This window comes from Mycobacterium kyorinense, from assembly GCF_001672775.1.
GTDB lineage: Bacteria > Actinomycetota > Actinomycetes > Mycobacteriales > Mycobacteriaceae > Mycobacterium > Mycobacterium kyorinense_A.
Genome location: NZ_LZKJ01000196.1, coordinates 48431 through 74762 on the forward strand (window position 1 = coordinate 48431; position 26332 = coordinate 74762).

A 26332-nucleotide genomic window follows, 5' to 3' on the forward strand; every position below is an offset into this window, starting at 1 on the left:
GTGGAGCCGCTGCACGGCCCGTTGGACGGCTACACCGTCGTCGACCTCTCCACCGGCATCGCCGGCGCCTACTGCACCAAACTCCTGGCCGACGGCGGTGCCCGGGTGATCAAAGTCGAGCCGCCGAAAGGGGATCCGCTTCGGCGGTGGTCTGCGTCTGGTTCGGCCATCGAATCCGGCAGCGACGGAGCGCTGTTCAGCTTTTTGTCCTGCTCCAAGCACAGCGTGGTCGCCGATCCCGAAAGCGATGTCGCGTTCGTCAACGATCTGCTGGAGTCTGCCGACGCGGTGGTGTGGTCGCGCGGCTCGGCGGTTGCCGAGCACCAGTCGTTGGCCCCTGCCGAAATCCACCGCGTTCACCCGCATCTGATCGTCACCGCGATCACGCCGTTCGGTTTGACAGGGCCGTGGCGGGACCGGCCGGCGACTGAATTCACCCTGCAGGCCTGGTCGGGTGGCATCGTCGGACTCGGTCGCGGATCGGCAGATCGAGCACCGGTATTCGTGGGCGGCCAGGTCGGAGAATACGTGGCCGGGGCGTTTGCCAGTGCGATCACCCTGGCATCGCGACTGCGTCAAATCGACAGCGGCGCCGGTGAACTCGTCGATCTGTCGATGCTGGAAACCCAAATCCTGGGACTCACGTATTACCCGGTGAGCTATTTCGAGATGCTTGGCCGGCCATGGCGCGACGCTCGCCGGCTCACCGTCCCGGGGATCGCGCGGGCCACGGACGGCCTCATCGACGTCGGCTGCGGAACGGCCCAGCAGTGGTTCGATCTGTGCGCGATGACCGGTCACCAGGACTGGATCGACGAGGAATCGCCGCTGACGATCACCGAGCAGGCCAACGCGAAGGCCGACGACATCTATGCCTGGTTCGAGGAGCACACGGTCGCGGAGATTCGCGACCTCGCCACCGCCTTCCGCGTTCCCAACGCCCCAGTGGCCAACGGCGCCAACATCACCGGATTGGACCATTTCCAGCAGCGCCGGTCGTTCGTCACCAATCCTCGCGACGGCTTCTGCCAGCCCGGCCCTCCCTACCGCATGCAGCCCTCGTTGCTGCCGGCACCACGACCCGCCCCGCGACTCGGCGAACATACCGACCGCTACCGGCAGGCCCGGCCACCCGCCCGACCGGCCGCGCGCAGCGCCGCGGACCGGTTGCCGTTCAACGGCTTGCGCGTGTTGGACATGACGACGTTCTGGGCGGGCCCCTGCTGCACGCACTTTCTCGCGTTGTTCGGCGCCGAGGTCATCCATGTGGAGTCCACCGGCCGGCCGGACGGCACCCGCCTGATCGCCGGGGTGCCGGTCACCGAAGACCAATGGTGGGAGCGCTCACCGATCTTTTCCGGTCTCAACACCAACAAGAAGGGCTTGACGCTCGATCTGCAGTCGGCCGCCGGACGGGATCTGCTGCGCCGATTCATTGCGAGATCTGACGTGATCGTCGAGAACTTCACGCCCCGGGTGCTCGAACAAATCGGCGTGGATTTCGCTGCCGTGCAGGCGATACAGCCTGATGCGATCCTGCTGAGGATGCCCGGCTTCGGGCTCGACGGTCCTTGGCGCGACAATCCGGCCTTCGCCTACGTGATCGAGGCGGCGTCCGGGTTGAGTTGGCTCACCGGCTATCCCGACCGCAATCCGTATGACCCGTATTCGGTGGGTGACCCCAACGCCGGAGTGCATGCGGTCAACGCGCTCCTGCTCGCGCTGGAACACCGACGCCGAACCGGCCAGGGAGTGCTGGTGGAAGCCGCCATGGTCGATGCCGCGATCAACGTCGCCGCCGAACAGGTCGTCGAATACAGCGCCTACGGGGCTCTGCTGGAACGAGCCGGTAACCGCGGGCCTACGGCGGCGCCGCAAAACCTCTACCGCACCGCCGATGTCGACGAATTCGGCCGCCTCGACAGCTGGGTCGCGGTCGCGGTGGCAACCGACGAACAGTGGACGGGCCTGCGTGACGCGCTGGGCCGGCCGGCGTGGGCGATGGATCCGGCATTGACGGATGCCGCCGGGCGGCGGCAACGCCATGACCTGATCGACGAGCAGCTCAGTTCCTGGTGTCAGCAGCGCAGCGGCGAGGAGATCGTGAATTGCCTGTGGGAGGCCGGCGTCCCGGTGGCGAAGGTCATGCAGCCACACCGGCAAACCGAGTTGCCGCAGCTGGCATTTCGCGGCTTCTTCGAAAGCGTCGGTCACCCGGTCAACGAGTCGGTCCCACACAGCACCGTGCCGGCGCGCTTCTCCCGTGGACCGCAGCGCTTCCATCAGCGACCCGCGCCGCTGCTCGGGCAGCATAATCACGAACTCCTCGGCGAACTCGGGCTCACCGAGTCCGAGATCGCCGAGCTGGAGGCCGACGGCGTAATCGGCTGGGCCCCGGGTGTCGCGAGAAAGGCCAAAGCCCAATGAAGTTCGGTATTCCGCTGGCGCGTGCCCATCCAGGCCTGTGGCCTGAGCTGACCAAGCAGGCCGAGGCATTGGGCTTCGAGTCGGTCTGGCTTCCCGAGCACCTGGTGTTCCCGGTCGCGATGAGCGGTAGTCCGCACCGGGGTGATGCCCATCCACCGGTTCCGCCGCAGACACCGATTTTCGACGCGCTGAACTACCTGTCGTTTCTGGCCGGTCAGACCGAAACCATCCGCTTGGGCACCTATGTCTACAACATCGGCCTGCGCCACCCCTTCGTCAGCGCACGCGCCGCTGCGACCCTGGACATCGTGTCGGGCGGTCGTTTCGACTTCGGTATCGGCGCGAGTTGGCTGCGCGAAGAGTGGGAGGCGGTCGGTCTGGACTTCGACAGCCGCGGTCCCCGGGTCGACGAGGCATTACAGGTATGCCGGGCGTTGTGGAGCCAACCCAGTGTTGAATACCACGGCCGTTTCTTCGAATTCGGTGAAGTCATGTTCGAGCCCAAGCCCGTGCAGCCGGGCGGTCCGCCGGTGCACGTCGGTGGTGATGGCAAGGCCGCGTTGCGTCGGGTCGCACAGCTGGGCGATGGCTGGCTGCCGATGAACCACACCGTGGACCGGATACCGGAGTCGGTGCGCATACTCACCGGGCTGTGGGCCGAGTATGGCCGCAGCGGCACACCACAAGTCACCACATCCGTGCCGATCTCGTCGGCCGACGATATCTCGCGCGCTGCTGACGCCGGTATCGACCGGCTCATCGTTGCGCCGTGGCAACGCACCCGCGACGCACTCGAGGGTATTGCTCGTTTCGCCGATCAATACTTCCAGAAAGCCGGGGCGGCAGGCTAGGTTCCGTGGCAATCAGTCCGTCCGACATCCAGCACCGATGAGCCCACGCTGGGGCCCGCTTAGTAGTCCCACCCGTGGGCGGCCTGCTCGTCGAAAGTGCGGTCGATCCGCTCGAACCGGCGCCGGATCGAACCCCGCGACGCCTGGTGCGGTAGGACGTAAAGCCGGTTGGCCAGTATCGCTTCCACCGTCAGCCCGGCGACCGCATCGGCGTCAAGGACGCCCTCGCCGGCGGTATCCGGGGTCGGAACCGCCTGACGTACCGGGCCACCGTAATCAGTGCTGCGGTTGCGTTCCGAGTCGCCGATATTGGTTCCGACGAGCATCGGGCACAGCACCGACACCCCGATATCGTTCGCCTTGGCCTCGCGGGCCAACGCCTCGGCGAGCGCGACCACGCCATATTTGGCGACCGAATACGGCCCGAGGCCGACGTTCGAGACCAAGCCGGCGAACGACGAGGTGAACACCATGTGGCCGCCTTCCCCCTGTTCGAGGAGCCGGGGCAGGAATGCTTCGACGCCGTGGATCGGGCCCCACAAGTCGACGTCGATCACCCAGCGCCAGTCGTCGTGCGACATCTGCGCGATCGGCCCGGCGACCGCGACGCCGGCGTTGTTGAAGACCACGTGGACGCGTCCGAGCAGACGAAACGCCTCGTCGGCCAGGTGGATAACGTCGTCGAGGTGGCGGACATCGCAGACCACGCCGTGCGCGTCGAGGCCTTCGGCGCGCAGTCGCGCGACAGCTTGCTCGAGTGCAGGACCTTCGACATCGCCCAACACGACCGCCGCACCGCGTCGGGCAAGCTCGCTGGCGGTGGCGAAACCGATGCCACTTGCGCCGCCCGTGATGACCGCGCCCCGACCTTCGAAACCATCCATGGCGAAACGTTAACCGATGCCGGATGGCAGCGCGTCGCTTGAGCTGGAGCTCTTACTTCAGGCAGCTGCCAGCGTCGACGGGAAGGGGCACGCCGGTGATGTAGCGGGATTCGTCGGATGCCAGGAACAGCACCGCGTTGGCGATGTCCTCGGGCTCGACCCAGCCGACCGGCAAGGTGTGCATCATCTGCGCGACGACCTTCATGTCATCGGGGCCCGGATTCTCCAGATCCGGCCGGAAGAGTTTCATCGTCCCCTCGTTAAGGAACAATGGCGTGTTCACGTTGGTGGGATGCACTGAGTTGACTCGAATCATGTGCTGGCCCAACTCGACTGCGAACGTCCGCATCAGCCCCACCACACCGTGCTTGGCGGCCACGTAGTGGCCGGTGTGCGGGTATGCTTTCAGTCCGCCGACGGAGCTCGTCAAGATGATCGATCCGCCGCGCCCGCCCGCAAGGATATGCGGCACACCGGCTTTCACAGTTTTCCACACACCGCTGAGATTGACGTCGATCATGTCTGTCCAGTCGCGCTCGCTGGTCTTGTCCAACGTGGCTCCACCGTTGCCGATACCGGCATTGGCGACGATGATGTCCAGCCGGCCCAGCTGCTCCACACCGGTATCGACGGCGGCTTTCAGCGCATCGTAGTCACGGACGTCGACTTCGGCGGTGTAGACGCGGCGGTTGTGGCCTTTGACAAGATCCGCGGTCTCGGCCAGATCCTCGGGCGTGGACAGGGGGATCTGAACGCTGTCGATCTGCTTGCAGATGTCGACCGCGATGATGTCGGCGCCTTCCTGCGCCAGTCGCACCGCATGCGCCCGACCTTGACCGCGCGCCGCACCGCTGATGAAGGCGACCTTGCCTTCGACCCGTCCCGACATCATTACCTCGATTTCTGTTGACGTTTAACTCAAATATGGTGCCAGTCAGCGGATCACAGCCGGCATTGCTTCCCATCCCCGCACCGTGGAGGTCGGAGACAACGTGGCGTTGGTCAGGTCGACGTCCCACTCCGGGAAGCGCTTGAGGATCTCCTCCAGCGCGATCCGCCCTTCGAGCCGAGCCAGCGCCGAGCCAAGGCAGTAGTGCGTGCCGACACTGAAGGCCAAGTGCTGACGAGCTTCCCGGTGGATGTCGAAAACGTCACCGTCCGGGGGGAATTGACGGTGGTCGCGGTTGGCCGCCCCGATCAGCATCATCATCACGCTGCCCTCGGGCACCGTCTGGCCGTAGAACTCGACATCGCGGGTCACATACCGTGCGACGTGCGGCGCCGGCGGCTCGTAGCGCAACAGTTCTTCGATCGCCCGTGGAATCAACGAATTGTCCTCGACAAGTTGGCGACGCTGGTCCGGATGCTCCGCAAGGACTTTGCCGGTCCAGCCGATCAGCCGGGTGGTGGTCTCATTGCCGGCCCCGGCCACCACGTTGACATATATGAGCAGTTCGTCGCGGGTGAGTCGGCGGGTAGTGCCGGTCTCATCTTCGAACTCGACGTTGAGCAATTCGGTCATGATGTCGTCGGACGGGTGCTCCGCCCGCCAGTCGATGTACTGAGCGAAAGCCTCACCGGTGTCGAAGCCGTCCGAGGCGATGGTCATCGGTTGGCCGACCTCGGTGCGCATGGTGGCATTCGAGCGGTCCCGAATCGCCTCCTGGTCGTCTTCTGGGATGCCCAAAAGCATTCCGATCACCCGCATCGGCATCTGGGCCCCGAGATCGGCGACGAAGTCGAACCGCTCGGCTCCGATCAGCGGATCCAAACAGCGAGCACAGAAGTCTCGGATCTTGTTTTCCAATTCGTTGATCTTACGAGGCGTGAACATCCGCGCCAGCAGCTTGCGGTGGACGTCGTGCACCGGGGGGTCTTCGAAAATCAAAACGCCAGAAGGCATTTCCATGTTGCTCTTGATCAATTCCAGGATGGCCCCGCGGGCCGAGCTGAAGGTCTGGTAGTCCACCAGAGCGCGGTCGACGTCGGCGAATCTGCTCAGCGCATAGAAGTCGTGCTCGGAGTTGTAGTACAACGGCGATTCTTCACGCAGCCGACGGAACATTCCGTAGGGATCCGCATTGAGCTCAGGGTTGTACGGGTCGTAGTAGACGTCACTGGCGGCACTGACTGTCACGGATATCGCCTCTCACGGAACCGTGTTCTCACGGGATCTTGCATCCTGTCGCCCCTGAACTCTGTCATCAGCCGCTATCAGTGTCAATCTCGAATCCATTTCCGACATCTGGAATTCTCTGGTTCAGAGAATCCAATTCTTGATCGACGGTCGTTGGTGCGATATTCGAACACTGCAATTGCTGCTGTTGCGCGCTGGACGGGTCAGTGGGCTTGGCCCCCAATGCATTCGGCGCCAGGCGTCACTGGCTGAAGCGCAGCAGGGCCTCCTGCGCGTAGGAAGCGACAAGCGAGCCGTCTGCACCCAGCACGTCGCCGCGCCCAAAGCACCGGCCGTGCGCCAACACCGGCCTGTGCTGCCGAGGGCAGGAGCCAGTCGTCGGTGCGGAACGGGCAAGGTATGGCTGGTCACCGCGGAGGTGAACACCGTCCCGTTGCCGCGTTGGTCGAATCCATCGAGCGGGCGCAGCGCCGTCCCGATCAGCCTGAGCTGAGCAAGCCCGTCCACAGATCGGGCATGCCGTGAGTGTAAGTCGGGCTCTCGACTCGGGGTAACCTAATTCTCGGCTGCGAATCCCCGTGAGCAGAAGTCCCATACCTCGTCGGCGGTGATCGGATGCACGGTCGCGTCGTCCGAACCGCCGCTCGACTGTGCGATGAACATCACCGTCTGCATCGTCATCGCGGCCATCCGCCGGGGCGGGACGCCGGTGCGCAGTTGCCCGGCGGCGGCCGCCTCTTCCATCAGTTCGGTCAGCAACGCCACCAGCGGGGCATGAGCGACCTTGACCTCGGCTGGATGGGAGACCAGCAACCTTGGTGCAAAGTCGGTGAACAGCGGCCTTTTAGCAGCGGGATCAGGACGGGATGCCTCGAAGAGCAGCTCGACGGCGACCTTCAGCCGCTCGAGCGGATCGGAGTGGCTGGCCGTGGCGGCGCGGATCTGGTCAGCAGACCGACTCAACGCGTCCTCGAACAGGGCAAGCAACAACTCGTGCTTGCCGTCGAACTGCAGGTAGAAGCTGCGCAGCGACTGGCGGGAGCGGTCGACAACCTCTTGGACGGTAAAGTCCGTGCTGCCCTTTTCGATGATGATTGCCTGGGCGGCATCCAGGAAGCGCTGAACGCGCTGGGCCGCGCGCAGTTTCGCGGTTTTGATCGACCGCTCGACCGCCCGCTGCTTCCAGGCCGGCTCTTCGCTCGGACTCGTCACCGACGGCTCGGACGGTTGCCGTGAGGGGAGAACATGGTTGGACTGTACCGGAGAACGCCGTGCCATCGGTGTCTCGCACCCCCTCACGGACGACGTGTCAGAGATTGTAACTTTCTCACCACGAGAATACTATTCTCTTTGCAGTGCTCACGGAAGTACAAATGTGGAACTGCGGGCGCCGACGCCGAGGAGTACCCGTGCAGCTGACTTTTGATGCCGACGTGGAAGAGTTCCGCTCCGAATTTGTGGCCTTTCTGGACGAGCACTTGCCCGACGAGGCCCAAGCCGGCGAGCGGCCCCACTCGTCGTCGCACGTACCGGACTGGGCACGCCGATGGCAGCGGCTGCTGTTCGAGCATGGCTGGCTGCTTCCGGGTAACCCACCGGAGTTCGGCGGGCGCAACGCCACCGTCCTGCAGCAATACGTTCACCTCGAAGAGTTGTCGCGGCGACGCGTCTATCAAAGCTTCAATCCGCAGGGTGTCGGCATCATCGCCGCGTCGGTGTTGTCATTCGGAACCGACGAGCAGAAGCAGCGCTGGGCGGTGCCGATTCTGCGGGCCGACATCACGGCATCGTTGGGAATGAGCGAACCGGGCGCGGGCTCCGATCTGGCCTCGTTGCGGACTCGCGCGGTACTGGACGGGGACCACTTCGTGGTCAACGGGCAGAAGGTGTGGACGTCCGGCGCCCACGACGCCGACGTGCTGCTGACATTCGTGCGCACCGACCCTGATGCGCCAAAACACAAGGGAATCAGCGTGTTGCTGATCCCTACCGACACTCCGGGCGTGACTCGCCGGCCGTTCGCGTCGGCATCGTATCGCGATGACTTGGATTTCAACGAGGTCTTCTTCAACGACGCAAGGGTGCCGGTCGACAACCTGGTGGGCCCGCTCAATCAGGGGTGGCGGGTGGCGAATGGCTCGCTGGGCCACGAACGCACGATGCTGTGGCTGGGATACGCAGATCGGCTACGAGAACTGATCGTCGATTACCGTCCGTCGGATCCGCTGCAGCGCGACCACTACGCCACCCTGCTAATGGATTCTGAGGCGCTGCGCCTGCTCGGCTCCGCCGCACTGGCCCGCGCGGACCGCGGCGAGGAGGATGTACCGGGTCTGTCGGTGCTCAAGTTGCTGGGGTCAGAGGCAGTGCAGGCCGCATCCGAGCACGCGCTTAATGCTGCGGCGGCTGACGGTCTGCTGCACCCCGACGTCACCGGTCCGTTCGCACCGCTGAATTTGGATGCCCATTACGGCAGTTGGTTCGATCGCTACTTCCGTAGCTTTGCCGGGACCATCGCCGGCGGTACCTCGGAGATTCAGCGCAACATCATCGCGCAGCGGGTTTTGGGTCTGCCGCGATAACCCGCACGAGCGGGTCACCCCGCACGAGGGGGTCACCCCGCACGAGCGTGCGCAAATCCGGCAATTGAGACGGCGTGTCGGCCGGGGACACGCACGCTCGCGCAAAAGAGTTAGAGGTGTGCCAGCCGCGGGGCGAAACCCTTCGTCCGTAGGATGGCACCGGCCTCGCGGGTGAGTTCCCGTGTGCTGCCGAGCATTCCGTCCAAGACCAGCGTGCGCTTCACGTGGCGATGCAGCTCGTGTTCGGCGGTGAAGCCGATACCGCCGAGTACCTGTTGGCAGTGCCGCGCGGTGGTCAGCGCCGCTTGACCGGCCGCGGCCTTGGCCAACAGCGCGCCAAAACCGTCTGGCTCGGCTGCGTCGGCGTGCAAAGTGGCTTCCGCGCCCTCGATCGCGACGAGCGTTTCGGCGAGCCGATGCCGGATCGCCTGGAACGACGCGACGGGCCGGCCGAACTGCACGCGGTCCAGGGCGTGTTGACGGGCCAGCGATAACATCGCCCGACTAGATCCGACCAGCCACCAGGCGACCGCGCGCCGCCCGGCGGCCAGCGGCACCGGATGCCCTTCGGCCACACGGTGTATCGGTAGTTCTTCACCCAGCGTCGAGCTCGCTTGGGCGGTCCGTTCCCAGCGGACCCAACATCCGCCCGCGTAGGGCAGCGCCACGGTGCCGCCGCCGTCATGACCGGCCGAGCGCAACACGACGTCGTTGAGAATGGGTGCATGCGCTCCGGTTTCGCCAAGGAGCCGGAACACCAAAGAGACTGCAAGATCAGGTGTTTCGTCGAGCATGTCCAGCCACCCCAGGTCTGCGAGCGCCACATCGAGCTGCTGGCCGGTGATCGCGGTCATGGTCTTGCGGAGCGCGTCTTCTATCAGCTCCAGCGAGTCGGTGTCCACGCTCACTCCTTGCCCAAGTCCAGAAGCCGGCGGGCGATGATGTTGCGTTGAATCTCGGCGGTTCCGCCATAGATGGTCGCCGCGCGTGAATACAGGAATTCGGTGCGCCAGTCTGACTCGTCGAGCTCGATGACGCCGGGCAGCAGGTCTCGCGCAGTGTCGTATAGCCGCTGTTCGGCGGTGGCCAGCAACACTTTGTCGATCGAGGTCTCTGGTCCCAGCCGCGTCTGGTCCTCGGCCAACCGATGCTGGGTGGCGCGCGAGCGGCAGCGCAGCGTGTGCAACGCCAGATATGCCGAGCCCAAAGCGGAGTCGTCCGGATCGGTCGCCTGGGAGATGAGTCGGTCGAATCGCGAATACAGGTAAGCGATCCGCTGCCAAAAGCAGGTGGAGCGCTCGTAGGGCAGCAGATCCATCGCCAATCGCCAGCCGTCACCCGGATTCCCCAGCATCCGGTTGCCGGGGATCACGACGTCGTCGAAGTACACCTCGCAGAACTCGTCGACCCCGTGCATGGTGCGCAGCGGCCGCACGGTGATCCCCGGGGTATCCATGTCGACGAAGAACGCCGTGATGCCGTGGTGTCCGGGCGCGGTGCGGGTGAGCAGGACACAGCGCGTCGAATACTGCGCGAAGCTGGTCCAGACTTTCTGCCCGTTGACGACCCAGTCGTCGCCCTTGGGGGCAGCGCGGGTGGACAGCGACGCCAGATCGCTACCGGATCCGGGTTCGGAAAAGCCCTGACACCATTGCTCCCGGCCGGACAGCAGCCGCGGCACCATTTCGGTGGCGAGGTCGGCCGGTGCATAGTCGATCATTGTCGGGGCCAGCACCTCGACCATCGAGTACGGTCCCGGTTCGGCGAGTCCCCGACCGACGACCTCTTCACCGACGATCGCGCGAAGCATTGCGGGACCGCCTAATCCGCCGACCTCGATGGGCCACCCGTATCGCATCCAATCGGCGTCATAGAGTGCGGCATGGACTCGAGCGAGCTGCCGCATGTGAGCTTCGAGTGAATGCTCCGGCCCCGGAGTCAGGTCGTTGTCGTCGAGCCAGGCGCGCAGATCGGCCCGGAACTGCTCGACCTTCATTTCGATGAGGGGCGTCCCACTGCGTGCGGGCGGCCCGAGTCGTGCGTGCCGCTGCGGCGAATGAAGGTCATCGCGCGGGTCTTCAGCCGCCAGCCGTCGGGGGTACGCAGGTACGTGTCGTTGTAATAGCCGATCCGCATGTCGTGCGTGGCGTGGTCGATGAAACACAGCGGCTGGGTGCCGGTCGCGGTGTCGCCGGACAACTCGATGACCGGTGTCGCGGTCAGGAACAGCCCTTTGGGCGCGGCGTCGACCAGGACGGGAAAGCGGTCCAGAGAATAGGTTTCGCCGAATGCGCTGTAGGTACCGTCGGGCGTGAAGACGCCCACCAGCCCGTCGATGTCCTCCTGCGTGATGGTCACCGCATACCGAGCCAGCAATTGCTGGATCTCGACAAGGTCGTCAGTTCTTGTTGGCATACACCTTGCCGCCTTTCATGACGAACTGCACGTTCTGGGTAACGGTGATGTCGGACAACGGATCTCCGGGAACGCCGATCACGTCGGCGAGTAGTCCCTCGGCCAGCCGTCCACGGTCGGTGACGTCGATCAGGTCGGCCGCAGTGACGGTGGCTGCCCGCAACACCGCAAGCGGCGCCATACCCCACTCGACCAGCGTGACCAGTTCGTCTGCGTTGCGGCCGTGCGGGATTGCCGGCGCGTCCGTGCCGACCGCGATCTTCACGCCGGCGTGATAGGCGGCCAGCAGCGAAGTCCGGGCCTTCGGGAACATCTCGGCGGCCTTGGCTTGTAGCTCCGGGGGCGCCTTGGAGACGTCCATGGCATCGGCCAGGCGCCGGGTGGTCACCAAAAATGTGTCGTTGTCGACCAGCGCGGCGATCGCCTCGTCGTCCATCAGAAAGCCGTGCTCGATGCAGTCGATGCCCGCCGCAACCGCGTGCCGCACTGCTTCGGCGCCATGGGTGTGGGCCGCGACCCGCAAACCCCGGCGGTGCGCCTCGTCGACGATTGCCCGCAACTCCTCGTCCGAATAGTGTTGCGCGCCAGGCGCTCCGGTCAGCGACATCACGCCGCCCGAGCAGCACACCTTGATCAGCTGAGCGCCGTACTTGATCTGGTACCGAACGGCCTTGCGGACCTCGTCGACGCCGTTGGCGATGCCTTCCTCGACGGTCAGGTGCAGCAGATCCGGGGCGAACGCGGAGAACATCGTCGGGTCCAGATGGCCGCCGGTCGGAGTGATGGCGTGACCGGCCGGCACGATGCGCGGGCCGTCGATCCAACCGGCGTCGATGGCGTTGCCGAGTGCGACGTCGAGCAGGTATCCGCCGGTCTTGACGAACAATCCGAGGTTGCGCACGGTGGTGAAGCCGGCCCGCAGTGTGCGACGGGCGTTGCCCACCGCACGCAGCACCCGGGTCGGCGGGTCGTCTTGGACCGAGGAGGCCAGACCGGTCTCCCCGCGCCCGCCCATCAGGAGGTTGACCTCCATGTCCATCAATCCCGGCAGCAGGATCTGTTCGCCGAGGTCGAGGACCTCATCGTCGGTGCCCGCTGCCGATTCGCCGACCCCGACGATCCGGTCGCCGTCCACCCGCAGAATGCCGGGACGGACGATCTCGCCGGCGTCGACGTCAAGCAGCCCAGCGGCCTTGAGCGTCAACACTTGTCAGACCACCGGCTCCCGCACCAGATTCAGATAGGCGGCGCCGCTGTCGGGCACCCGCGGCTGCTTCCATGCCTCGATCGGGAATGACACCATGATCAAGGATTGCATGACATGCATGAGCGAGCGGGCATCGTCGGGCAGGTCGTTGAGCGGAAACTTGTCCAGGTAGGTGATCGCTTCCTCAAGGCGGGGAAATGCGGCGTCGTAGAACGCTTGCATTTCCGGCATCGTAGAGGCCAGCCGCTTGGCATACCGTTCCGGTTCGGTGGCCAGATCCCAGTCCGCGTACGACTCCAGGTCGGTGAACTCAGCGGGCAGAGCCATTGGTGCGCTCCTTGTAGTCGTTGACGTAGTCGTGGGCGATCTTGTGCAGGTGGCGCAACAGGATTTCCTGGTCGCACAACAGGAATTCGTTGACGGTGCGGGTGCCGATCATGGTCTGGGTGGCTTCCAGCGTGTTGGCATCCTGTAGCGCGTATTCCTTGAAGGTGACCGCCGCCAGTTCCTGCGCGAGACGTTCGCGAGCGTTCTTCGGCGGAACGAAGTACAGCGTTCCCTCGAAGATGTGCCGGTCCACCGCGGTGGGCCAGTAGTGGTAGGTGAGGTACCAGCCGGGTGCCCAGATCAGAATCATGAAGTTGGGGAAGAAGACGAATGTGTCTGCGCCCCACTGTGGTGCGCGGGCGGGATTGAGGCCGGGCGGCGGCGAATCCAGGCCGTCGATATCGGGGCGGTCCCATGGGCCGAATAGACCGCTGCGCAGCACTCGGTCCATCGGTTTGACCATGTTCAGGTCCTTCGGCGGCGACTGACCGCCCCACACCGAGATCATCGAGTGCTGCCCGGCGAGTTCGTAGTGCAGCGCCTCGAAGCCGTATTGCTGGATCTTGGCGGCTTCTTCCTTGGTGTACTGCCCCTGGTGCAGCACCGGGGCATGGTAGAACTCCGCGAACGCGTCGATGAACAGCTTCCAGTTGCTGCCCACTTCAGCTTTGTAGTGGTAGACCTCGGTCATTTCGTGGAAGGGATAGCCCTCGATGCCTTTGGCCAACGGGCCCAGGTAGTCGGTCAATGGTGCCGCGTTGGGGTCCAGGTTGACGAAGATGAACCCCTCCCACACCTCGCAGCGCACGCCGACCAGCCCGTACTGGCTCTTGTCGACGTCGAAGAATTCGCCTTCCTGCTGGATGAAGGTGAGCTCCCCGTCGAGGCTGTAGCGCCAGGCGTGGTATTTGCAGGTGAACTGCCGGCAGGTGCCGGCTGTTTCCTCATGGGGAAAGTCGTTCCACACCAGCTTGTTGCCGCGGTGGCGGCAGATGTTGTGGAAGGCCCGGATGACGCCGTCCTTGCCCTTGACAATGATCACTGACGTGCCGGCACCCGCCGATGGCAGTTCCTTGGTGAAGTAGCTGCCGGTGCGCGGGAGCCGTTCCACCCGGCCGACGTTCAGCCAGGTGCGGCGAAAAATCGCCTTCTGCTCGGCCGCGTAATGGTCGGGGTCGATGGAATCGGTGTAATCGACAGGCGCGGTGCCGAGCTCCGGATAGTTTGTGGTCCAGCTGCCCGCAGCCGGCTTGGTGAAGTGTGCCAAGGTTCTTACCTCTCTTTTCGGTCATCCTCGACTTCGACGCCAAAGGTGTTCAGCCCCATCGCCAGCGCGGTGTAGCCACCGATCGTGAAAACCAGGTCCATCCGCTGGCGCTCATCGAGCCGCTCGGACAGCGCCGTCCAGGTCGCATCCGACAGGTTGGTCTTCTCGTCGAGCTCGTCGACCGCGGTGAGGACCGCGCGGTCGAAGTCGTCGCGCGGGTCGCCGGACTGGATTGCGGCGATGTCGGCGTCGGACAGCCCGACCCGCTTGCCGATCGTGACGTGGTGGGTCCATTCGTAGTCGCAACCGCGCCGATGGGCGACGCGCAGGATGGCCTGCTCCCGAACACGTTCGGGCAGCGTCGATCCGTAGAGCAGGTAGACGCTGAACCGCAGGAACGCGCGGGTGAGTTCGGGGTGGTGGACCAGGGTGGCCAGGAGGTTTCCCGCGTCGTCGGGGTTTCGCCGTTCCTCGGGCAGCATGCCTGCCACCGCGTGGCGGACAGCGTCGTCCCACTGATCCGCCGGCAGCGGGGACAGACGCATAGCAGCCTCCTCGTTGTGGAGAATCATATTCTCATATTTGACCAATAGGTTTCCACGATCCGTCAGTTTGGTCAATACCGACAAAAAAGGTGGTGGTCACCTGCAGAAACGTCAGGTGCGCCGCCGACGCTCCCAGTGGCTCGGCCACGCGCAATGTACGTAGGGGGTAGCCTGAAGATGTTGATTCTCGCGATCTGAGAAGCTAATTTCCAAAGCAGGGGCTCACTCGCCTCGCCTGCCGCGGCCCGAGGTATCCGAGGGAAAGGACCAACCGGTGAACAAAGACGACATGATTTTGATCAGCGTCGACGACCACATCGTTGAGCCGCCCGACATGTTCAAGAACCACTTGGCCAAGAAGTACGCCGACGATGCGCCGCGGCTGGTGCACAACCCGGACGGCTCGGACACCTGGCAGTTCCGCGACACCGTAATTCCGAACGTCGCGCTGAACGCGGTAGCGGGGCGACCCAAGGAGGAGTACGGGATCGAGCCGACTGGTCTGGACGAGATCCGCAAGGGCTGCTACAACGTCGACGAACGGGTCAAGGACATGAACGCGGGCGGCATCCTGGGTTCGATCTGCTTCCCGTCGTTCCCCGGCTTTGCCGGGCGGCTGTTCGCCACCGAAGACCCGGAGTTCTCGCTGGCGTTGGTGCAGGCCTACAACGACTGGCACATCGACGAGTGGTGCGGCGCGTACCCGGCCCGGTTCATTCCGATGGCGCTGCCGGTGATCTGGGATGCCGAGAAGTGCGCCGACGAGGTCCGGCGGGTGGCCAAGAAGGGAGTACACGCGTTGACCTTCACCGAAAACCCGGCGGCTATGGGCTACCCGAGCTTTCACGACGCGTACTGGAACCCGCTGTGGAAGGCGTTGTGCGACACGAACACCGTTCTCAATGTGCACATCGGGTCCTCGGGCCGGCTGGCGATCACCGCACCCGATGCGCCGATGGACGTGATGATCACCCTGCAGCCGATGAACATTGTGCAGGCTGCGGCAGACCTGTTGTGGTCCAAGCCGATCAAGGAATATCCCGACCTCAAGGTCGCGCTGTCCGAAGGCGGGACCGGCTGGATTCCGTACTTCTTGGAGCGCGTGGACCGTACCTTCGAGATGCACTCGACGTGGACCCATCAGAACTTCGGCGGCAAGGTGCCCAGTGAGGTTTTCCGGGAGCACTTCCTGACCTGCTTCATCAGCGACCCGGTCGGCGTGCAGCTGCGCCACATGATCGGCATCGACAACATCTGCTGGGAGGCCGACTACCCGCACAGCGACTCGATGTGGCCAGGGGCCCCCGAAGAATTGTGGGAAGTGTTGTCCGCCAACAACGTGCCAGACGACGAGATCAACAAGATCACCCACGAGAACGCGATGCGCTGGTACTCGTTCGACCCGTTCAGCCACATTCCCCGAGAGCAAGCGACGGTCGGTGCGCTGCGCAAGGCCGCCGAAGGACACGACGTCTCGATTCAGGCGCTCAGTCAGCACAAAGACCGGTCGGGTTCGTCGTTCGCCGACTTTGCCGCCAACGCCAAAGCGCTTACCGGCAACAAAGACTGACCACGCCGCCGGAATGCAACTGCGCCGGTGCATCAACTGAGCTGAAGGAGATCCCGCAGTGCCCGGCGGTGGAATGAACTTCGAGCTGACCGACGACCAGCAGCTGATCCGCAAGTCGGTCGCCGAACTGGCCTCGAAGTTCGATGACCACTACTGGATGGAAAAAGACCAGGCGCACGAGTTTCCGACTGAGTTCTATCAGGCGATCGCCGACGGCGGCTGGCTCGGCATGACGATCCCGGAGCAGTACGGCGGCCACGGCCTGGGCATCACCGAAGCGACGCTGTTGGCTGAGGAAGTCGCCCGGTCCGGCGGCGGGATGAACGCCGCCAGCTCGATTCACCTGTCGATCTTCGGCATGCAACCGGTGGTGGTGCACGGCTCCGACGAGCTCAAAGCGCGCACCCTGCCCCGGGTGGTCACCGGTGACCTCCATGTCTGCTTCGGGGTGACCGAGCCCGGTGCCGGCCTGGACACCTCACGGATCACCACGTTCGCCAAGCGCAAAGGCGACCACTACGTGGTCAATGGCCGAAAAGTCTGGATCTCTAAAGCGATCGAATCGGAGAAAATTCTGCTGCTGACCCGCACCCAGCACTACGACGAGGTCAGCAAGAAAACCGACGGGATGACCCTGTTTCTCACCGACCTGGACCGTAGCCGGGTCGATGTGCGGCCGATCCGCAAGATGGGCCGCAACGCCGTCAGCTCCAACGAGGTCTTTATCGACGACCTGCACATTCCGGTCGAAGATCGAGTCGGCGAGGAGGGCAAAGGCTTTCAGTACATTCTCGACGGCCTGAACCCCGAGCGGATGCTGATCGCCGCCGAGGCCCTGGGCATCGGGCGGGTCGCGTTGGAGAAAGCGGTCAAGTACGGCAACGAACGACACGTCTTCGACCGGCCGATCGGCATGAACCAGGGCATCCAGTTCCCGTTAGCCGACTCGCTGGCACGGCTTGATGCCGCCGAGCTGATGCTGCGCAAGGCCACCTGGCTCTACGACAACGGCAAGTCGTGCGGGCGCGAAGCCAATACCGCCAAATACCTTTGCGCCGACGCCGGTTTCACCGCTGCCGACCGGGCGCTGCAGACCCATGGCGGCATGGGGTATTCGGAGGAGTACCACGTGTCGCGGTACTTCAGGGAGGCCAGGCTGATGAAGATCGCCCCGGTCAGTCAGGAAATGATCCTGAACTTTCTCGGCTCACACGTACTCGGATTGCCGAGGAGCTACTGATGGGCCGGTATTTCGACCTGAGCGGCCGCGCAGCGCTGGTTACCGGCGCCGCCGGCGGCATCGGCTCCGCGGTCGCGCAGGCCCTGGCCGACGCAGGGGCGGCGGTACTTGTCACCGACGTGGACAAGGACGCGGCAGCCGCGGTGGCAGAACAGATTTCGACATCTGGCGGACGAGCCGAGTCTGCTGGGTTGGACGTGTCGGACCGCGAGTCGGCCGACGCAGCAGCAGCCCAAGCAGCCGCGCTGGCCGGCGGCCAGCTGCACATCCTGGTCAACAACGCGGGCGTGACCCGGCCGGCGATGTTCCAGAAGACCTCCCAGGAGTCGTTCCGGCTGCTGTTCGACATTCATGTGATGGGGGCATTCAACTGCACGCAAGCGGCCATGCCGCACATCCCCACCGACGGGACTGGACGCATCATCAACGTGACGTCGGCGGCCGGCTTGACCGGCACGCTCGGCCAGGTCAACTACTCAGCCGCCAAGGCCGGCATCATCGGGTTCACTAAATCGCTCGCCCGCGAACTCGCCACCAAAAACATTCTGGTCAATGCGCTGGCGCCGCTGGCGGCGACGCCGATGACCGAAACCATCCGCACGAACGAGAAGTTCGCGGCCAACATGATGAACCGCATCCCACTCAAGCGCTGGGCCGAACCGGAAGAGGTTGCCGGGGCGTTCGTGTTCCTCGCATCTGATGCCGCCTCCTACATCACCGGCCAAGTGCTCCCCGTGGACGGCGGAATGGTGATGTAATGCCCGACTCTGCGGCGCCGCTGGCCGGTGTCACCGTCGTAGCGTTGGAGCAGGCCGTCTCCGCGCCGATGTGCACCCGGGTGCTCGCCGATTTCGGTGCGCGGGTCATCAAGGTGGAAAACCCCAAGGGCGGAGACTTCGCTCGTCACTACGACGATGTCGTCAATGGACTGGCCGCGCACTTCGTCTGGGCCAACCGCGGCAAGGAATCAGTCACGCTGAACCTGAAAACTCCTGCCGGACTGGGTGTTTTGCATCGGCTCCTGGAGCGGGCCGACGTTTTGGTGTCCAACCTCGCGCCGGCGTCGACGGCGCGGCTGGGCATTGCCCCCGATGATCTGGCCCAGCGGCACCCGGATGTGATCGCCGTCGAAATCGACGGCTACGGCTCGGGCGGCCCGCTGTCACACAAGCGGGCCTATGACTTGTTGGCCCAAGCCGAATCCGGGGCGTGCGCGGTCACCGGCTCTCCGGGCGCGCCGGCCAAGCCCGGTCCGCCGGTGGCCGACATCAGCACCGGGCTGTATTCAGCGATTTCCATTCTGGCCCTGCTGTATTCGCGCGATGGCGGCCGGGCGGTGAGCAACGCGGTGAGCGTGAGCCTGTTCGACACCATGACCGACCTGATGGGCTACCCGCTGACCTACACCCAGCATTCGGGCATCGACCAGCAGCCGCTGGGCATGAGCTCACCGGCGGTGGCCCCCTACGGCGCCTACCGCACCGCCGATGGGCAGACTGTGGTGCTAGGGACCACCAACGACCAGGAATGGCAACGACTTTCCCGGGAAATCCTGCGGCGTGACGACTTGGCGGATGACCAGCGGTTCGCGTCCAACGCCGGGCGGGTGGCGCACCGCGACATTCTCGACGAGGCCATCGGTGGCTGGTGCGCGGCACACGACCTCGAACACGTGCAGAAGACCGCCGATGCTGCCGGGATCGGCAACGCACGGTACAACTTGCCCAGCGAGGTACTGGCGCATCCACAGCTGAGCGAGCGGGATCGATGGCGGCAGGTCGACACACCCGTGGGCCCTATTCCGGCCCTGCTGCCACCACCCGTCGTCGCCGGCTACCGCCCCGCGATGGGCGCGGTACCCGGACTCGGGCAGCACACTGAGGCGGTGCTCGCCGAACTCGGCCTCACCGATGACGAGATCACCGCGCTGCGGCGGGAAGGCGCCATCGGAGCGGCCTACCGCTGATGTCCGAGGACCCTGTGCTGCTCTCCAGTGACCGCAATGGCGTGCGGACGCTGACGCTGAACCGCCCGCGCCGCAAGAATGCGATCAACCGCCAGTTGTGGATCGCCTTGGCCGAGGCGCTGACCGCCGCGCGAAACGACCGCGGCGTGCGTGCGGTGGTCCTCACCGGCGCCGGCGGCGCGTTTTGCTCGGGCGCTGACATCTCCACCCCCGACGGCGACCATCCTGAATACAAATTGCGGCTACTCACCGATGTGGCGTTGGCGCTGCATGAATTGCCGGTGCCGACGATCGCCAAGGTCACCGGCGTGGCCGTCGGCGCGGGGTGGAACCTGGCGCTGGGCTGCGACTTCGTGGTGGCCACGCCGGAATCGAGCTTCTGCCAGATCTTTGCCAAGCGGGGACTATCGCTGGATCTGGGCGGCTCCTGGTTGCTGCCGAAAATCGTTGGGCTGCAACAGGCCAAACGGCTGGCGCTGCTGGCTGAGACCATCGACGCCGAGGAAGCGCGGGCGCTGAACCTGGTGACCTGGGTGGTGGCCGCGGCCGAGATCGACACCTACGTCACCGACCTCGCCGACCGCCTGGCGGCCGGCCCGCAGATCGCGCTGGCACACAGCAAGGCGCTGCTGAATGAGGGCGCCGACCAAACACTGCGTGACGCGCTGGCCAATGAAGCTCGCGCGCAGGTGGTCAACTTCGCCACGGCCGACGCCGCCGAGGCCTATGCCGCGTTCGCCGAACGACGGAAGCCGTCGTTTACTGGTCGGTGGGCAGTTTCGAGATCGGAGCAGACAGATGCGTGAAACAGTGATCGTCGAGGCCGTGCGTACCCCAGTCGGCAAACGTAACGGCGGACTGTCGGCGATGCACGCCGCCGACCTGTCCGCGATCGTCCTGAATGAATTGGTGCAACGCAGCGGCATCGATCCGGAGATCGTCGACGACGTGGTGTGGGGCTGTGTGTCGCAGGTCGGCGACCAGTCCAGCAACATCGGCCGCTATGCGGTGCTGGCCGCGGGCTGGCCGGAGAGCATTCCGGGAACCACGATCAACCGGGCGTGCGGTTCCAGCCAGCAGGCCCTCGACTTCGCGGTGCAGGCGGTGATGTCGGGCCAGCAAGATGTCGTCGTCGCCGGTGGCGTGGAGGTGATGAGCCGGGTGCCGCTGGGCGCGGCTCGGGCCACCGGAATGCCCTACGGACCCAAAGTCCTTGAGCGCTATGGTGATTTCTCGTTCAACCAGGGGCTGTCTGCGGAGATGATCGCCACGAAGTGGGGCTTTTCCCGCACCCGGCTCGACGAGTACTCGACGCGCTCGCACGAACTGGCCGCCGCCGCCCAGGACAACGGTGCCTTCGACGCCCAGATCGTGCCCGTATTCGTCGACGACACCGCGATCACCCAGGACGAGGGCGTGCGGCGGGGGACCAGCGTGGAGAAGCTCGCCGCGCTCAAGCCGGCCTTCGTCGACGACGGGGTGATCCATGCGGGCAACTCGTCGCAGATCTCCGACGGCGCTGCGGCACTGCTGATCACCACGCCAGAGACTGCCCTCGAACTCGGGCTGACTCCGTTGGTGCGCTACCGGGCCGGCGCGGTCACCGGGGCCGATCCGGTGCTGATGCTGACCGGCCCGATTCCTGCCACCGAGAAGGTCTTGGCCAAAGCCGGCGTCACGATCGCCGACGTCGGGGTGTTCGAGGTGAACGAGGCATTCGCCCCGGTGCCGCTGGCATGGCTCGCCGAAACCGGCGCCGACCCGCAGCGGCTCAACCCGCTCGGCGGGGCGATCGCGCTGGGACACCCACTGGGTGCGTCCGGCGCGGTGCTGATGACCCGAATGGTACATCACATGCGCGACAACGGGATTCGCTACGGCTTGCAGACCATGTGCGAGGGCGGCGGCACCGCCAACGCCACCCTGGTGGAACTGGTGGCTTGACCGATGCGTCGAGACCTGTTCACCGAAGACCACGAGGCGTTTCGGCAATTGGCCCGCGATTTCGTGGATAAAGAGATCGAACCGCACTACGCCGACTGGGAAAAGGCCGGCCGGATGCCGCGGGAGATCTTCGAAAAGCTCGGGGCGCTGGGCATGTTGGGCATGGCTATTCCCGAGGAATACGGCGGCTCGGGCCTGCCCGACTACCGCTACAACGTCATCCTGCAGGAGGAAGCCGCCCGCGCTCTGGTCACGATGGGCACGGTCCGCACCCAGCTGGAAGTGATCCTGCCGTACTTCCTGCACTACGCCAACGACGAGCAACGGCAGCGCTGGTTTCCCGGCCTTGCCGCAGGCACCCTGTTGACGGCGGTCGCGATGACCGAACCGGGCACCGGCTCCGACCTGGCGGGAATCCGCACCACCGCCGTACGTGACGGCGACGACTACGTCGTCAACGGCGCCAAGACCTTCATTACCGGCGGCCTGCTGGCCGACCTGGTCATCGTGGTGGCCCGCACCTCGACCGATCCCGACAACCGCCGGCGCGGGCTGACCCTGCTGGTGGTCGAGGACGGGATGCCCGGGTTCGTCAAGGGCCGCGCGCTGGACAAGATGGGCTGCCGAGTTCAGGACACCGCCGAGTTGTCGTTCACCGATGTGCGGGTGCCGGTGGCCAATCGGCTCGGCGACGAGGGCGAGGCGTTCGGTTACTTGGGCCACAACCTTCCCCAAGAGCGGATGACCGTCGCCATCGGGTCGGTGGCCCAAGCGCGCGCCGCCGTCGCCGCCACAATCGATTACGTCAAGCAGCGCAAGGCTTTTGGTACGCCGGTGGCATCGTTTCAGAACACCAAGTTCGAACTGGCCGCCATGTCGGCCGAGATCGAGGCCGCGCAGACGATGGTCGACCGGGCGACGGCCGAACTGGTCAGCGGCGAGCTGTCGGGATCCGACGCGGCCAAGGTGAAGCTGTTCTGCACCGAGATGCAGGGCCGCGTTGTCGACCGCTGCCTGCAGTTGTTCGGCGGCTACGGCTACATGATGGAGTATCCGATCGCCCGGCTCTACACCGACGCCCGCGTGGCCCGCATCTACGCCGGCACGAGTGAAGTGATGAAAGTGATCATCGCCAAGTCGCTCGGTTTGTGACAGGCGCCCAACCTCCTTCATTGAGACCCTTGTCACAGCGCGTAAACCAACCTACTGTGTGTTCACTAGGTTGGTTGGTGGCGACCCGCTGCGCCGGCTCCGCCGCGCTGGCGATCACCACCGGTTGGTTGATCGAAGGAGCCCGGTGCCGGAGACACGGCCTTACGACACGCTGCTGGCCAAGGGTGAAGACCGCAAACAGCGCATCCTCAAGGTCGCGCAGCGGCTGCTGACCCGCAACGGGTGGCGCAACACCACCTTGGCCCAGATCGCCGGTGAAGCCGGTGTCAGCCCGGCCGGCCTGCTGCACCATTTCGAATCCAAAGACCAGCTGCTGCACGCGGTGGTCGATGTCCGCGATGCCGACGACGACGCCCACGCGGACCGGGCCGGCGACCTGATCGCCGAAATCGCGGCCGTCGCTGATCGCTTCTACCGGTCACCGGAGCTGGTGGGCACCTACACCGTGCTGTTGGCCGAAAACATGGATCCCGAAGCGCCCCTGCATGACCGTCTGGTCCGCAGATATCAGGACGCCGTCGAGATCGTCACCGCTCTCATCCGGCGCGGTCAAGAGACCGGCCAGTTCCGGATGGATATGGATGTCGCCGTCAAGGCCGTGCAAATTCTCGCGTTCATCACCGGAATGGAGACCACATGGTTGCTCGATCCTTCGATACCGCTGACCGAAGTGTTCAAGGAGTACGCGGAGTCGCTGGCCCGCGACATGACGCCGCCGAACACGACATGAGGTACCGAGTCGACGTCGTCGCGGCGAACGTCATCGACGTGGTCCGGTTCGCCGGCGGCTGGCTGTTCGACCGGGCGATGGCCGGATGGGATGTGACGGTCCTGGTCGCTGACCACGCCGACGAACGCCCATTGCGGATTCTCGGTGCCCAGATCATCGACCTCGAACACGCGTTGGCGACCGTGGGGCACCGTCCGGTTCCCCAGACCCTGGCAGCCGCCGCCGATCTCATCGGATGCGATCCCCGGGTTCGCCAGGGCGTGCTGCAGGCCCTGGACGCCGGCGCCACCGAGGTCACCCTGTGGGGTGAGACCTGGCCGGCCGAACTGAACGACAGCGTCGGTCTGGTTCATCACCGGCTGAGCGCGGCGGCGCAGGCATTCAAAGCCCAGGCCCTCGCGGCAGGCTCGGTGCGGGAGGGAATCGGTCTGGTCGAGACCTTCCGCACCGGTGTGATGGCTTGTCCGTCGGTTGCCGCGGACTTGGTCCCGGCCAGCTGAACCTGCCCGTTCCGGACGGAGTCCGGCGGCCCGCATCCGCGCGCGTTGCGCATTGCGATCGGTGCCATAACCCACGTTGACGCTGGCGACGCGCTGTGGAAATGTAATATTCATCGCTGAGAGGGACGTTCTCACCAGGCGCGAACGGAGCAGTAGATGGCGGATGACTTCACCGCGATGGATTTCTTCAAAGACGACCGTCTGGTCGACGATCCGTATCCGTACTTCGACGCGCTGCGCAAGCAATGCCCCGTCACGCGGGAGCCGCACCACGGAGTGACGATGGTGACCGGCTGGCAGGAGGCCGTCGAGGTCGCCAGCAACGCGGAGACCTTCTCGTCGTGCATTTCGGTGACCGGACCGTTCCCCGGGTTCCCGGTGCCGCTGGAGGGTGACGACGTATCTGACCTCATCGAGCAGCACCGCGCCGAGTTGCCGTTCAGCGACCAGTTGCCGACCCTGGATCCCCCGACGCACACGAATCATCGTGCGTTGCTGATGCGGCTGATCACTCCCAAGCGCCTCAAGGAGAACGAGGACGCGATGTGGGTGCTTGCGGACCGGGTGCTGGACGACTTTCTCGCACCGGGCGAGGGGGAGTTCATCAAGGGTTTCGCCGGTCCGTTCACTCTGCTGGTCATCGCCGATCTGCTCGGTGTGCCTGAAGAAGACCGCGAGGAATTCGTCAACGGCATTCACCGCAATGCAGGCGGTGGTGTCGGTGGTACCGGCGAAAAGTCGTTGGCGCACAGTCCATTGGAATTCCTCTACGGCACGTTCGCCGAGTACATCGAGGACCGTCGTCGCACCCCTCGCGACGACGTGCTGACCGGGCTGGCCACCGCCACCTTCCCCGACGGGTCCACCCCGGATGTGACCGACGTGGCCCGCGTTGCCACCAATGTGTTCTCGGCCGGCCAGGAGACCACGGTGCGGCTGCTCGGCGCCGCGCTGCAGGTCATCGGCGAACGCCCCGACATTCAGCAGAAGCTACGCAATGACCGCAGCCTGATCCCGAACTTCATCGAAGAGGCGCTGCGCATCGAAAGTCCGGTCAAGGGTGACTTCCGGCTGTCGCGCGTGAGGACCAGCGTGGGAGGAGTCGAAATTCCCGCCGGCACAACGGTGATGGTCGTCAATGCGGCTGCCAACCGCGATCCGCGCCGGTTCGAGAATCCGGAAACGTTCGAGCTTGCCCGCAAGAACGCGCGGCAGCACATCTCATTCGGACGCGGGATTCACAGTTGCCCGGGCGCGCCGCTGGCCCGGGCCGAAACCCGGGTGGCGATCGAGCGGCTTCTGGACCGGACTGCCGACATCACGATTTCAGAACGTCGCCACGGCCCGGCCAATAACCGTCGCTATCAATATGTTCCGACCTACATCCTGCGCGGCTTGACCGAGTTGCACCTCGAATTCACAGTGGAGGGCGCTCAGTGAAAGCCAGGGTCGACGAGGACCGCTGCCGCGGACACGGGATCTGCACCACGATCTGCCCGTCGGTGTTCGAGCTGAACGACGACGGCTACTCGACGGTGACGGTGCCTGAGATACCCGCGGAGTTCGAGGACGCGGTTCGTGATGCGGTCAAAGAATGCCCAGAACAGGCCATCGACACGAGTTGAGGAGCTGCCGCTATGTCCAAGGGATACGTCATCCTGACCGAGGCCATCAAAGACCCAGAGGGGATGAAGGCGTATGCCCGGGCGGCGGGAGGAGCGATGGCCGGCGTCAACATCCTCGCAGTGGATACGGCGCCCAAGGTCATCGAAGGTAGCTGGCATGGCGACCAGACCGTGGTGCTCGAATTCGAGTCGGTGGAGGCGGCCCGCGCCTGGTACGAGTCGGAGGGCTACCAGAACGCGGCGAAACTGCGGCAGGCGGCGGCCGACTGCAACGCCGTCATCCTCTCCGGCTTCGACATGCCGTCGACGCCTGGCTAGCAGCTGATCTGGGGGCTCTTCTCGCCGAGCCTTGGCCGCCTATACTGGCGCCTATACTGTTAGTGTTACGGTATGGGCGTCGCCGGGCTGGAATTCGATCCGTTTTCCGAAGAGTTCTTCAACGGGCCGTATGAGACGTATCGCCGGATGCGAGACGAGGCGCCGGTTTATTACAGCGAGCAGTATGACTTCTACGCGTTGACCCGCCACGAAGACGTGGCGGCCGCATTCAAGGATTTCGAGACCTACTCGTCGGCCCGCGGTTGCGATTTGGCGATGGTGCGTTCGGGCGAGGTGCCCCAGAAATCGATCATCTTCATGGATCCGCCTGAGCACCGGCAGATGCGCAGCCTGGTGAACAAGGTGTTCACCCCTCGGGCGATCACGGCGCTCAAGTCGATGGTGACTGAGCAAGTCGAGCGATTTCTGGCGGCAGCTGGTCCTGACGAATTCGATGTCGTGCAAGACTTTTCGGCCTTGTTTCCGGTCGAAGTGATCACCCGGATGCTCGGGGTACCTGCCGAGCACCGCCAGAAAGTGCGGCTATGGATCGACGAGTTACTGCACCGCGAGCCGGGTCAGATCGAGATGTCGGAAGCCGGAGCCCGCGCGATGGCCGACTCC

At 64.8% G+C, this 26332-nt stretch carries 27 protein-coding genes and 1 pseudogene; 16 read left to right on the forward strand and 12 right to left on the reverse strand.

What is annotated here, in order from left to right; translation table 11 throughout:
- Positions 1 to 2427, forward strand: a complete 2427-nt coding sequence (locus tag A5707_RS20560; protein WP_065016272.1) for a CaiB/BaiF CoA transferase family protein — start codon at positions 1 to 3, stop codon at positions 2425 to 2427.
- On the forward strand, positions 2424 to 3278 hold the full coding sequence (locus A5707_RS20565; RefSeq protein ID WP_065016273.1) for an LLM class F420-dependent oxidoreductase: 855 nt from the start codon (positions 2424 to 2426) through the stop codon (positions 3276 to 3278). Before A5707_RS20560 ends, A5707_RS20565 begins: the two co-directional genes overlap by 4 nt.
- Before the next feature lie 59 nt (positions 3279 to 3337).
- Here the strand turns inward: A5707_RS20565 and A5707_RS20570 are convergent, their stop codons facing one another.
- From A5707_RS20570 to A5707_RS20585, 5 genes and pseudogenes are all read right to left on the reverse strand, one after another.
- Positions 3338 to 4162, reverse strand: a complete 825-nt coding sequence (locus A5707_RS20570) for an SDR family NAD(P)-dependent oxidoreductase (RefSeq protein ID WP_065016274.1) — start codon at positions 4160 to 4162, stop codon at positions 3338 to 3340.
- Positions 4163 to 4214: 52 nt separating this feature from the next.
- Positions 4215 to 5051: a mycofactocin-coupled SDR family oxidoreductase gene (locus A5707_RS20575; protein ID WP_065016299.1), complete on the reverse strand. Its 837-nt coding sequence runs from the start codon at positions 5049 to 5051 to the stop codon at positions 4215 to 4217.
- 45 nt (positions 5052 to 5096) lie between these two features.
- Positions 5097 to 6299 carry a cytochrome P450 gene (locus A5707_RS20580; RefSeq protein WP_065016275.1) on the reverse strand — a complete coding sequence of 401 codons (1203 nt, stop codon included), beginning with the start codon at positions 6297 to 6299 and terminating at the stop codon, positions 5097 to 5099.
- Between the two features lie 241 nt (positions 6300 to 6540).
- Positions 6541 to 6791, reverse strand: a pseudogene (locus tag A5707_RS24665) (acyl-CoA thioesterase II); the annotation flags it as partial.
- A 63-nt stretch (positions 6792 to 6854) separates the two neighbouring features.
- Positions 6855 to 7511 carry a TetR/AcrR family transcriptional regulator gene (locus A5707_RS20585; protein WP_065016276.1) on the reverse strand — a complete coding sequence of 219 codons (657 nt, stop codon included), beginning with the start codon at positions 7509 to 7511 and terminating at the stop codon, positions 6855 to 6857.
- 197 nt (positions 7512 to 7708) lie between these two features.
- On the opposite strand from A5707_RS20585, the gene A5707_RS20590 reads away from it, so the two are divergent.
- A complete protein-coding gene (locus A5707_RS20590; RefSeq protein ID WP_065016277.1) occupies positions 7709 to 8881 on the forward strand; it encodes an acyl-CoA dehydrogenase family protein in 1173 nt (390 codons plus the stop codon).
- Between the two features lie 110 nt (positions 8882 to 8991).
- On the opposite strand, the gene A5707_RS20595 is transcribed toward A5707_RS20590, so the two are convergent.
- From A5707_RS20595 to A5707_RS20625, 7 genes are read right to left on the reverse strand one after another with little or no spacing between them, the layout of a single operon-like run.
- Positions 8992 to 9735 (reverse strand): acyl-CoA dehydrogenase family protein, encoded by a 744-nt coding sequence (locus A5707_RS20595; protein ID WP_065016300.1) that lies wholly within the window; start codon positions 9733 to 9735, stop codon positions 8992 to 8994.
- 50 nt (positions 9736 to 9785) lie between these two features.
- Complete coding sequence (locus A5707_RS20600) at positions 9786 to 10877, reverse strand: acyl-CoA dehydrogenase family protein (RefSeq protein ID WP_065016278.1); 1092 nt, start codon at positions 10875 to 10877, stop codon at positions 9786 to 9788.
- Complete coding sequence (locus A5707_RS20605; RefSeq protein ID WP_065016279.1) at positions 10874 to 11296, reverse strand: nuclear transport factor 2 family protein; 423 nt, start codon at positions 11294 to 11296, stop codon at positions 10874 to 10876. The genes A5707_RS20600 and A5707_RS20605 overlap by 4 nt, the downstream gene beginning before the upstream one ends.
- Positions 11280 to 12503 carry a metal-dependent hydrolase family protein gene (locus A5707_RS20610; RefSeq protein ID WP_065016280.1) on the reverse strand — a complete coding sequence of 408 codons (1224 nt, stop codon included), beginning with the start codon at positions 12501 to 12503 and terminating at the stop codon, positions 11280 to 11282. The genes A5707_RS20605 and A5707_RS20610 overlap by 17 nt, the downstream gene beginning before the upstream one ends.
- A gap of 3 nt (positions 12504 to 12506) precedes the next feature.
- A complete protein-coding gene (locus tag A5707_RS20615) occupies positions 12507 to 12830 on the reverse strand; it encodes a hypothetical protein (protein WP_065016281.1) in 324 nt (107 codons plus the stop codon).
- Positions 12814 to 14097 (reverse strand): aromatic ring-hydroxylating oxygenase subunit alpha, encoded by a 1284-nt coding sequence (locus A5707_RS20620; RefSeq protein ID WP_065016282.1) that lies wholly within the window; start codon positions 14095 to 14097, stop codon positions 12814 to 12816. The genes A5707_RS20615 and A5707_RS20620 overlap by 17 nt, the downstream gene beginning before the upstream one ends.
- A 5-nt stretch (positions 14098 to 14102) precedes the next feature.
- Positions 14103 to 14642: a carboxymuconolactone decarboxylase family protein gene (locus tag A5707_RS20625; protein ID WP_065016301.1), complete on the reverse strand. Its 540-nt coding sequence runs from the start codon at positions 14640 to 14642 to the stop codon at positions 14103 to 14105.
- A gap of 274 nt (positions 14643 to 14916) precedes the next feature.
- Here A5707_RS20625 and A5707_RS20630 point away from each other — a divergent pair, with 274 nt between their 5' ends.
- From A5707_RS20630 to A5707_RS20690, 13 genes are all read left to right on the forward strand, one after another.
- Complete coding sequence (locus A5707_RS20630; RefSeq protein WP_065016283.1) at positions 14917 to 16212, forward strand: amidohydrolase family protein; 1296 nt, start codon at positions 14917 to 14919, stop codon at positions 16210 to 16212.
- A gap of 73 nt (positions 16213 to 16285) precedes the next feature.
- On the forward strand, positions 16286 to 17452 hold the full coding sequence (locus A5707_RS20635) for an acyl-CoA dehydrogenase family protein (protein WP_065016302.1): 1167 nt from the start codon (positions 16286 to 16288) through the stop codon (positions 17450 to 17452).
- Complete coding sequence (locus A5707_RS20640; RefSeq protein WP_065016284.1) at positions 17452 to 18210, forward strand: SDR family NAD(P)-dependent oxidoreductase; 759 nt, start codon at positions 17452 to 17454, stop codon at positions 18208 to 18210. The genes A5707_RS20635 and A5707_RS20640 overlap by 1 nt, the downstream gene beginning before the upstream one ends.
- Positions 18210 to 19418 carry a CaiB/BaiF CoA transferase family protein gene (locus A5707_RS20645; RefSeq protein ID WP_065016285.1) on the forward strand — a complete coding sequence of 403 codons (1209 nt, stop codon included), beginning with the start codon at positions 18210 to 18212 and terminating at the stop codon, positions 19416 to 19418. Before A5707_RS20640 ends, A5707_RS20645 begins: the two co-directional genes overlap by 1 nt.
- Positions 19418 to 20224 carry an enoyl-CoA hydratase/isomerase family protein gene (locus tag A5707_RS20650; RefSeq protein ID WP_065016286.1) on the forward strand — a complete coding sequence of 269 codons (807 nt, stop codon included), beginning with the start codon at positions 19418 to 19420 and terminating at the stop codon, positions 20222 to 20224. Before A5707_RS20645 ends, A5707_RS20650 begins: the two co-directional genes overlap by 1 nt.
- Entirely contained in the window at positions 20217 to 21362 is a 1146-nt protein-coding gene (locus A5707_RS20655) for a thiolase family protein (protein WP_065016287.1), read from the forward strand. Before A5707_RS20650 ends, A5707_RS20655 begins: the two co-directional genes overlap by 8 nt.
- Before the next feature lie 3 nt (positions 21363 to 21365).
- Positions 21366 to 22514 (forward strand): acyl-CoA dehydrogenase family protein, encoded by a 1149-nt coding sequence (locus tag A5707_RS20660; protein ID WP_065016288.1) that lies wholly within the window; start codon positions 21366 to 21368, stop codon positions 22512 to 22514.
- Positions 22515 to 22659: 145 nt separating this feature from the next.
- Positions 22660 to 23265, forward strand: a complete 606-nt coding sequence (locus A5707_RS20665) for a TetR/AcrR family transcriptional regulator (protein WP_065016289.1) — start codon at positions 22660 to 22662, stop codon at positions 23263 to 23265.
- Positions 23262 to 23765, forward strand: coding sequence for a hypothetical protein (locus A5707_RS20670; protein WP_065016290.1), 504 nt, complete (start codon positions 23262 to 23264; stop codon positions 23763 to 23765). The genes A5707_RS20665 and A5707_RS20670 overlap by 4 nt, the downstream gene beginning before the upstream one ends.
- A 156-nt stretch (positions 23766 to 23921) precedes the next feature.
- Positions 23922 to 25205 carry a cytochrome P450 gene (locus tag A5707_RS20675; protein WP_065016291.1) on the forward strand — a complete coding sequence of 428 codons (1284 nt, stop codon included), beginning with the start codon at positions 23922 to 23924 and terminating at the stop codon, positions 25203 to 25205.
- A complete protein-coding gene (locus A5707_RS20680) occupies positions 25202 to 25390 on the forward strand; it encodes a ferredoxin (protein ID WP_065016292.1) in 189 nt (62 codons plus the stop codon). The genes A5707_RS20675 and A5707_RS20680 overlap by 4 nt, the downstream gene beginning before the upstream one ends.
- Before the next feature lie 12 nt (positions 25391 to 25402).
- On the forward strand, positions 25403 to 25708 hold the full coding sequence (locus tag A5707_RS20685; protein WP_065016293.1) for a DUF1330 domain-containing protein: 306 nt from the start codon (positions 25403 to 25405) through the stop codon (positions 25706 to 25708).
- Between the two features lie 72 nt (positions 25709 to 25780).
- The coding region (locus A5707_RS20690) for a cytochrome P450 (protein ID WP_156658214.1) at positions 25781 to 26332 on the forward strand (552 nt) is incomplete at its 3' end.